At 59.3% G+C, this 7337-nt stretch carries 5 protein-coding genes; 4 read left to right on the forward strand and 1 reads right to left on the reverse strand.

The window, feature by feature from the left end; translation table 11 throughout:
- The 4 genes from AC6FTP_RS24380 to AC6FTP_RS24395 all read left to right on the forward strand — a co-directional run.
- Nucleotides 1-941: prenyltransferase/squalene oxidase repeat-containing protein (locus tag AC6FTP_RS24380; protein ID WP_497209513.1), on the forward strand; the 941-nt coding region annotated here is incomplete at its 5' end.
- A gap of 30 nt (nucleotides 942-971) precedes the next feature.
- Nucleotides 972-2444: a PKD domain-containing protein gene (locus AC6FTP_RS24385; protein WP_497209514.1), complete on the forward strand. Its 1473-nt coding sequence runs from the start codon at nucleotides 972-974 to the stop codon at nucleotides 2442-2444.
- A gap of 43 nt (nucleotides 2445-2487) precedes the next feature.
- A complete protein-coding gene (locus AC6FTP_RS24390; protein ID WP_497209515.1) occupies nucleotides 2488-4929 on the forward strand; it encodes a PSD1 and planctomycete cytochrome C domain-containing protein in 2442 nt (813 codons plus the stop codon).
- 2 nt (nucleotides 4930-4931) lie between these two features.
- Nucleotides 4932-6335 carry a DUF1501 domain-containing protein gene (locus AC6FTP_RS24395; protein ID WP_497209516.1) on the forward strand — a complete coding sequence of 468 codons (1404 nt, stop codon included), beginning with the start codon at nucleotides 4932-4934 and terminating at the stop codon, nucleotides 6333-6335.
- A 135-nt stretch (nucleotides 6336-6470) separates the two neighbouring features.
- Here AC6FTP_RS24395 and AC6FTP_RS24400 read toward each other — a convergent pair whose 3' ends face one another.
- A complete protein-coding gene (locus tag AC6FTP_RS24400) occupies nucleotides 6471-6995 on the reverse strand; it encodes a hypothetical protein (RefSeq protein ID WP_497209517.1) in 525 nt (174 codons plus the stop codon).
- Between the last annotated feature and the right edge of the window lie 342 nt (nucleotides 6996-7337).

A 7337-nucleotide genomic window follows, 5' to 3' on the forward strand; every position in this document is an offset into this window, starting at 1 on the left:
CCCCCTGTGCTGCCGATGATGCGTCGATCCGCGCCGCCGTCGGCAAATCGTTGCCGCTGTTGGAGCGCAGTTCGGTCATTGCCATCGACGAGCGCTCGAACTGCTTCACCTGCCATCACACCGGCCTGCCGGTGATGACCTTCATCACCACACGCGAGCGCGGCTTCAAGATCGACGAGGGCAATCTTCAAACACAGCTCCAGTTCACCGCCGACTTCCTCGCCAAAGGCCGCGAAAACTACCTGCAAGGCAAGGGCCAGGGCGGGCAGGCCTTCACCGCCGGATCGGCGCTGTGGACGCTCAAACTCGGCAACTCGAAGCCCGACAACAACACGGAAGCCGTGGTCGAGTATTTGCTCGGCCACCAAAAAGAACTCGGACACTGGAAACCACCGTCCATCCGCCCGCCAAGCGAAGAAAGCTCCTTTAGCGCCACGTTCTTCGCTCTCGAATCCATCCAGCACTTCAGGGTCTCCTCACAACAAGACCGCGCGACTGCCCGCATCGACCAAGCGCGTGACTGGTTGCTCAAGACTCCCGCGCTGAACACCGAGGACCGTGTTTTCAGGCTGTGGGCGCTTCATTCCGTAAGCGCCGACACGAAGTCCGCCGCGCAAGACCTCCTCCGCACGCAACGCGAAGACGGCGGCTGGTCCCAGCTCGAAAACATGACCTCCGACGCCTACGCCACTGGCACGGCACTCGTCGCATTGCATCGCACCGGCAGCATCACGGCGAATGATCCATCGTTTCAGCGCGGCCTCCAGTGGCTGCTTAAAGCCCAGCTCCCCGACGGCTCCTGGCACGTCGTTTCACGCGCGAAGCCCTTCCAGAAATACTTCGAGTCCGGCTACCCGCACGGCAAAGACCAGTTCATCTCCATCACCGCCGCCTGCTGGGCCACCACGGCGCTCGCGCTCGCCTTGCCTGTCGCGCAATAGCATGTCCATCGTGCGCGTAGTCGTGTCACGATGAATCTCTCCCGCTTTGCACTGCTCGCTTGTTTTGTTTCCACGGCTCTCCGGGCTGACCTGCCCAAGCCAACTCTCGAACCCACGCTGCGTGCGGTTGATTTGATGATCGGTGAGTGTGCCGAGGTGAAACTGACCGATGGAAGCACGGCCAAGGTCAAACTGCTCGATGTGAAGGAGAAACGCGACTCGATGGCCAAGGCGGTGCGTGAGGCGCAAGTGAAGGTGGAGGTCAACGGCACCGAAGCCTGGCTCACGAGCGCGAACTACAACCTGCCACAAACCGCCGGCGGTGTGCAGATCGACTGCCCAATCACGCGCGGCTACAACGCGGATAGCGGTGAGGATTCATGGGGCCTCGAAAAAGATGCGCGGCTGCGTGTTTGGCCGAAGGGCACGCCGTGGATCGAGCCGGGCACTTTTGTGTATCCGCTGAAGCAGCGTTGGTTCGCGACCTCGACTCAGTTCTCCAATGAGCCGACCTATGTCGATGGCGGTGACAAGCCGGACCGGAAGAAGATCTATTATCACAACGATCTCGACTTTGGCGGCTGCGAAGGTTTGACGGAGGTCGTGGCGGCCACGGATGGCCTTGTGGTCAGCGTTTCAGAAAAGACGCTGCCAGGCTATTCGCTCACGCCGGTGAGGCCGCGTTACGATGTGGTGTATCTGCTTGATGAGCGCGGCTGGTATTATCGCTACAGCCATCTGCACACGATTGATGCAGCGATCACGATGGGTTCACGCGTGAAGATGGGTCAGCGCATTGGCATCCTCGGCAAAGAAGGTGCCAGTGGCGGTTGGACGCATCTGCACTTCGGCATCAAAAGCCGCCAGCCCTCCGGCAAATGGGGCACGGAGGAGCCCTACGCCTTCGCGTGGGAGGCTTATCAGCGCGAGAACAAGCCCACCATCATCGCCGTGGCGCGTCCGCATCACTTCATCCGTGCTGGCGAGACGATCACGCTCGATGCTTCAAAGTCGTGGGCAGCATCCGGCACGATCAAAAGCCATGACTGGACCTTCACCGATGGAAAAACCGCCTCCGGTGCGAAAATCGAGCGCACTTACTCGAAACCGGGCGCTTACAGCGAGATCCTCAAAGTCACCGATGACGCTGGCAACGTGAGCTACGACTTCGCCATCGTCCAAGTCATCGGCAGCGACGAAAAGAACCTGCCACCGACGATTCACCCGACCTTCTGGCCCACCACCGGCCTCAAGCCCGGCACCGAGATCACCTTTAAAGTCCGCACCTTCCGCACCACTGGTGGAGAGACCTGGGACTTCGGCGATGGCACGCCGAAAGTCAGCGTGAAGTCCGATGGCAACGCCAAAGCCCTCGCCAAAGACGGCTATGCGATCACAAGGCATGCCTTCGCCAAAGCGGGTGACTACCTCGTGAGTGTCGAGCACACGAACGAGCGCGGTGAACGCGCCGTGGGGCACCTGTGGGTGCGGGTTGATGAGTAGGTTGCGACTGCAAGCTCCAGCCGCCTATCAACGTCTTTTCGGGGTGATTCGTCTTCTGCCATGCCTTCTGCTTGCCACTTCCGCCCTGCGCGCGGAGGACGGCATGGCGTTCTTTGAATCCAAAGTGCTACCAGTTCTCCAGCAGCGCTGCTACGAGTGCCATTCGCATGAGAAGAAGATCAAAGGTGGCCTCGCGCTCGATTTGAAGACGGGCTGGCAGACCGGTGGCGACAACGGCCCGGCCATCGTTCCCGGCGATCTGGCGAAAAGTCATCTCATCCAGGCCGTGCGCTATGCCGATCCCGATACGGAGATGCCGCCGAAGGGCAAGCTGGCTGCGAGCGAGATCGAAGTGTTGGAGAAATGGGTCGCGATGGGCGCGCCCGATTCGCGAGTGGCGAAAGTGGCTGCAAAAGCCAAAACCATCGACTTCGAGGCCGGAAAGAAGTTCTGGGCCTTCCAGCCCGTGCGCGATGCCAAAGCGCCAGTGGTCAAAGACAACGCATGGCCGCTGGATGCCATGGATCGCTTCATCCTAGCGAAACTCGAAGCCGCAGTCCTTCAGCCAGCCGCTGATGCTGATGCTTACACCTGGCTGCGCCGTGTCTCGCTCGATCTCACTGGTCTGCCACCGACTCCGCAGGAGATCGAGAGCTTCACGTCGGACTTGTCAGACAAGTCCGACGCCCACGCCGCTGTCGTTGATCGACTGCTACAATCCCAAGCCTTCGGCGAGCGCTGGGCGCGGCATTGGCTCGACCTTACCGGTTATGCCGATCAAATCGGCACCTCGAACAACGTCTTCGCCGAGCATGCATGGCGTTACCGCGACTACGTCATCAACGCCTTCAACAACGACAAGCGCTTCGACCAGTTCATTCGCGAACAAGTCGCGGGTGATTTGCTTCCGGCTGATTCACCGCTGAAACGCGCCGAGAACATCACCGCCACGGGTTTTCTTGTGCTCGGCGATGTCGAAATCGTCGCCGTGGACAAATTGAAGATGGAGATGGACCTCGTGGATCAGCAAGTCAGCAAGGTCGGCACCGCCTTCCTTGGCATGACGCTCGGCTGCGTGCGCTGCCACGATCACAAGTTTGATCCCATCGCGCAGACCGACTACTACGCCATCGCCGGCATGTTCCGCAGCACGAACTCGACTTACAAAACCGACAACGGCGTGTGGAGCAGCGTCCACAAGGCCGAACTGCCCGAAACAGCCGAGCAGAAGACCCAACGTGAGCAACTCCTCGCCGCCAATGAAGCGAAGATCAAAGCGCTCACGACCGAACGCGAAGCTGCTGAGAAGGACAAAGCCGCGCTGGAGCCGCAGATCGCCAAAGCGACGAAGGAAACCAAGCCCGACCTCGAAAAGAAGCGCGACGCGCTGGCCGCACGCATCAAAGCCACCAACGGCGAAGTCGAGCACGCCAAGTTCTTCGCTCCCATCGTGCCGAAAGCCTTTGCCGTGCATGATCGTGAAAAGCCCACCGACATGCAGATCACCATTCGCGGCAATCCGTATGCGCTCGGCGACTCGGTGAAGCGCGGTGTCATGCGTGTGGCTTCGTGGGGCGAAATGCCGCCGATTCCGGCGAATCAAAGCGGGCGTGTGCAGCTTGCCGACTGGCTCGCTGACTCGCGCAATCCGCTCACGGCCCGTGTCACGGTGAATCGCATCTGGCAGAAACTCTTCGGCGAAGGTCTGGTGCGTAGCGTCGACTACTTTGGCGTTCGCGGTGAAGCGCCTTCGCATCCCGAACTGCTCGATCATCTCGCCACTCGTTTCGTGAACGGCGGCTGGTCGCAGAAGCAGATCATCCGCGCCATCGTGCTCAGCCGGGCTTATCGCATGAGCAGCGCGCACAACGCCGTCGCGATGAGCCAAGACCCGGAAAATCGTCTGCTCTGGCGGATGAACCGCCAGCGGCTTGATGCGGAGGCGATTCGCGACTCCATGCTCGCCATCAGCGGCAAGCTGGCGCGTTCGGCAGGAGGAACGGCGCTGCCGCTCGAGTTCCCTGAGAACGTCACCAGCCTCAGCCCAAAAGCGGTGAACCCACCGGCCTTCAACCTCAAGAAGATGCGGCCCATCCAAGACTTCGAGCGCACCATCTACCTGCCCGTCATCCGCACCGCCGCGCAACCCGGCTCCGCGAAACTGCGAGATGTCTTCGACTTCACCCAGCCCGCGCAAATCTCCGGCAAACGCGCCGAAACCGCCGTGCCAACGCAGGCGCTCTTTCTTCTGAACAGCGACATGCTGCGCACTCGCGCGACTGAACTCGCCACCGATCTCACGCAGACTGAGACGAACACAGGCGCACGGCTTGAAACGCTGTGGCTCCGTGTTCTTGGCCGTCCCATCACTTCCACCGAACGCGATGACGCCGTTCAGTTTCTCGAATCCGCACCCGCCAAAGCCGCCTGGATCGAGCTGAGCCATGCGCTGCTTTCCTCAAACGAGTTTCTTCTCCGCCTGTGACCATGAACACAACTCCCGCATTCTCCCGCCGCTCCTGGCTGCAACGCACCGCCACCGGCTTCGGCGCGCTTGCCTTGCACGATCTCGTGCAGGCAGCCAGCAGCCCGCTTGCGGTGAAGGCTCCGCGTTTTCCGGCAAAGGCGAAGCGCGTGATCTTCCTCTTCATGTCGGGTGGGCCTTCGCAGCCAGATTTGTTTGATCCGAAGGACTACATCAAGCGCATGCATGGCAAGACGATCTCCGCGCCGATCAACACGAACGAGCTTCGGGTCGGCACGGACAAATTCCTCGCGCTCGCCACGCATGGCGAGGTGCGTCCGCGCGGGCAGTCGGGCATGATGATTTCCGATTTGCTGCCGCACACCGCGACCATCGCCGATGAGATCAGTCTGCTGCGTGCCGTGCATTCGGACAACAACCAGCATCAGCCCGCCGCGCTGCAATTTCACACCGGTGTCACCGCCGATGTGCGGCCATCGATGGGCTCGTGGATCAGCTACGGCCTCGGCGCGGAGAACAGCAATCTGCCGAACTTCATCACCATCCATCCCGACAGTGACACGCGGCTCTACGGCGCCTCGTTTCTGCCCGCCGCGCATCAGGGCACGAAGGTCGTCATCCCGCAGGGCGACAAACAATCGCCCATCGACTACCTCACCGATGTCTCGGGCGATGCGAAGGCGCAGCGCGCGCGCATCGACTTCACCCAGCGCATGAACCGCCGCCTGCTCAAGGGTGCCGAAATCGACGCGCGGATGGAAGGCATGATCGAGAGCATGGAGATCGCCTTTCGCATGCAAAGCGCCACGCCCGAGCTGGTGGACATCTCCAACGAATCCGAAGCGACGAAAAAACTCTACGGCATCGGCGAAAAGACCACGGACAAAAACGGTCGCGCCTGCTTGCTCGCGCGCCGCCTCAGCGAGGCCGGAGTGCGCTTTGTGCAGGTCACGATGGGCGGCTGGGATCATCACGGCAACATTCGCGATGCACTTCCCAAGAGCTGCGGCGAAACCGATCAACCCTGCGCCGCACTGATCAAAGATCTGAAATCACGCGGCCTGCTCGATGACACGCTCGTCGTCTGGTCCGGTGAGTTCGGACGCACGCCTTGGAGCCAGGACCTCAGCGGCACCTCGCCCATCGACAAACATGGCCGCGAGCATCAGCCCGAAAGCTTCTGCACCTGGATGGCCGGTGGCGGCATCAAACCCGGCTTCACCTTCGGCGAGACCGACGACTTCGGCTTCCGGCCCGTCTCCGGCAAAGTACATCTGCATGACCTGCACGCCACGATCCTGCATCAACTCGGCCTCGATCATGAGAAGCTGACGTGGCGGCATCTCGGCCGTGATTTCCGGCTCACGGATGTCTATGGGAACGTCGTGAAGGAGATTTTGATCTAAATCCCAGATTCAGGCATTCGTAACGCAGCTAGGGATCTCATCTCGATCACCATACTCGGCGGCTTCAGATTTTGTGATCAGCCTGCAGATGCAGGGATTGAGGTCCGATGTGTGTGCGAGATCTGGAGGTCTGGCTCAATACATGGCTTCGCGCCATACTGCCGGGTGGTGGAAGGCCGTTAAGGTGCTTCCAAAGTCACCAGAAGCTCCGGCAATGGTTTCCATGAGCATGCCCTGCCTGAAACCTATCGCAGGATAGAGCCACTCTTCGTTTCCGATGTGCAGCTTTGGGATCAATGCGGTTCCCAAATGCTCGATCTTCCAGCTTAGCAGCATGGGTTCTTCATCCGTAAACTTGGAAAAGAACAGTTCATGATCTGGGATGCTGCCGAGCAGGCCGTTGTCATTTAGCAAATCCCAGACTTCGCCTGTCACTAGATCGAGATGTATGGCAAATCCTGCACTGCAAAATCTGCCATTGGTCATTTTTTGGCGAGAGACGAGGCCAAACATTATCTGATATGGAGCCAACTCAGGAATAATATCCACCTGAAAGCCAAAATGCAGTGGGTGGGCGGGCACTTCAATGGTTCCAAAACTGACTAAATCAAATCTGGCGAAGGCCATTTCAGGACTGACAAGACTGGTGGGCTGGTGCATGGGATGTGATGGAAATTATATAAAATCTCCCGCCCATCCATCTGGAAATCAAATTAATTATGATAATTAACAATAATGAAGGGGTCATTATCAGCTTGGGTTTGCCACATCTGAGGGGAATTAAAGACAAGCCACCCTACAAAAACGGGTAAGTCGGCAGTTCCAACAATTTAGAGAACCTTAGGGGCCGATCTGATCCCGACGACAAGGATGGGTGGAGCTGATGCACTATCGGCCCAAGTCCGCCTCAAGCTTTCAATCGTAGATTGAATTCCAGCTTCGCAGTCGTTTAGTTGACCCTCGTTTCTTCATTTAGACTTCGCCATTCCTCATGTCCGTCCC

The organism is Prosthecobacter sp. (genome assembly GCF_044378005.1).
Taxonomy (GTDB): Bacteria; Verrucomicrobiota; Verrucomicrobiia; order Verrucomicrobiales; family Verrucomicrobiaceae; genus Prosthecobacter.